2 protein-coding genes are annotated in these 1,241 nt (G+C 58.4%); both read left to right on the top strand.

Annotated features, from left to right (window positions below):
* Nucleotides 1-561, top strand: a 561-nt coding sequence (locus EGC86_RS20955; protein ID WP_165872480.1) for a hypothetical protein, incomplete at its 5' end; no start/stop codon positions are given.
* A 209-nt stretch (nt 562-770) separates the two neighbouring features.
* Nucleotides 771-1,241, top strand: a 471-nt coding sequence (locus tag EGC86_RS20830; protein ID WP_133306620.1) for a hypothetical protein, incomplete at its 3' end; no start/stop codon positions are given.

The raw sequence follows: 1,241 nt of genomic DNA, 5'->3' as shown, positions 1-1,241 counted from the left end.
AGCTTAGCTCGATATGTTCAATCGGAAAATAACAACCGTACCCGATCCAACGTCGGCAAGAGCTTCACAAACAACAACGTGAACTACCGCCGCCAGCGGGACGCTATGGAAAGCGCCAGCCTAGAAGACCAGATCGCACAAGCCGAGCAGGCGGGGCGGCAGGCCGCTATGAGCGCCTTTAGCGGGCTCACAGGAGGCGTCTCGGACATCATTCGCCACACGACTGCCCTGCGGTCTAGCCGCATTCAGCAGCGCAAAGAGCAGGCTATGGCCCAGACGGACAGCGACCAAGCCGAGCGCACAGGCGCACTGCTTCAAGCTGGCTGGGACAACCTAGACCAGACTGACATCACGGCCGGTATCGACTACGGGCAGGACGTCGCTCAGACGGTCAGCACAGGCGGCGGGTTGTTGAGTGAGGTCATCCAAGGCATCGCGGGCACCGATCAGAAGGTTCTGGCTAACGTAGCCCAGTGGGGGCAAAAGAAGTACACCGACTGGTTCTCTACGCCTATGACAGGCAGCGACGCCAAGCGGGCAACCAACGACTATAACTACTGACTATGGCAAAAGACAACACACTAGGGGCACCCACCGAGGGCCTTGGCCAAACGGTCACCTTCACTGCCTCTGGCGGTGTTGGTGTTCCCCAGCTACAAATTCCAGATCGCGGAGCAGTTCGCATGGGTACGCAGGGCGGTGCGCCCACTAGCTCAGGGCAGGCACGTCAGGTACAGGCAGCACAGCCTGACCCTACGATGGCTGCGCTTATGAAGCTCGGTGGCAACCTCCTTGCCCCGGCAGTTAAGCGTGAGCAAGAAACGCAGTTCATGCAAGGTATGCAGCGGGCTGCTGAGGGCGAGGCCGTCAAGGAAATCGTTGACGAGCAGCCTTGGTACTCTAAAGTATTCGGGGCCACTAGTCTTGTTGACGGTGCCCGCACTTACACAGCAGCAGCCAAGGCGGCAAGCATTGCTACCGACCTAGACAGTCGTATGCCAGAGATTGCAAAGATGCCGGGACAGGCATTTGCTTCCCACGTTAACGACTTGCTCGGCAAAGCAACTAACGGCGACGGTACCACTGAAGCTATTGTACGCCACCCGCTTATGGCCTGTCGCTTATACACCTCCGCCGCTGACGTCGAGACGCTGTCGTGCGAACCACGCGCCTCGCATCGCTCTCACAACATCACACAAAGCACAGGCGAAGACAATGTCAAGGTGATAAGCGAAGGCAAG

The organism is Shewanella frigidimarina (genome assembly GCF_003797125.1).
Lineage (GTDB): Bacteria > Pseudomonadota > Gammaproteobacteria > Enterobacterales > Shewanellaceae > Shewanella > Shewanella frigidimarina.
The sequence above is the reverse complement of the archived record's forward strand: the minus strand, read 5'-3'. Positions and strand labels throughout refer to the sequence as shown.